Genomic DNA, 496 nt, shown 5'->3' on the forward strand with positions numbered 1-496 from the left:
AAAGCCGAAAGGTGTAGCTGATGGCAAACTGGTGAATATTCCAGTACCTGCTATAAATTCGATGGAGTAACGGAGTAGTGAAAGGATCGCGCACTTACGGAATAGTGCGTTAAAGGGTGTAGGTATAGGTTTGGTAGGAAAATCCGCCAGACTTGCTGAAGCCTGATAGTACAGCAAAGCTTCGGCCGCGCTGATAGTATCCCTAATCAGACTTCCAAGAAAAACTTCTAAGGTTCGTTTATAGCAGCCCGTACCGTAAACCGACACAGGTAGTCGAGATGAGTATTCTCAGGCGCTCGAGTGATCCGTGGTAAAGGAACTAGGCAAATTGACGCTGTAACTTCGGGATAAGGCGTGCCGCAGTGATGCGGCCTCAGTAAAATGGTACAACCAACTGTTTAACAAAAACACAGGGCCCTGCAAAATCGAAAGATGACGTATAGAGCCTGATACCTGCCCGGTGCTGGAAGGTTAAGGAAGGATGTTCGGAGCAATC

General features: G+C 47.6%; 1 rRNA gene. It reads left to right on the forward strand.

Features of this window, described 5'->3' with window-relative positions:
* A 23S ribosomal RNA gene (locus ACLHR0_RS31645) occupies positions 1-496 on the forward strand; the annotation flags it as partial.

Origin of the sequence: Chitinophaga sp. ARDCPP14, assembly GCF_051362515.1 — a bacterium.
Classification (GTDB): domain Bacteria; phylum Bacteroidota; class Bacteroidia; order Chitinophagales; family Chitinophagaceae; genus Chitinophaga.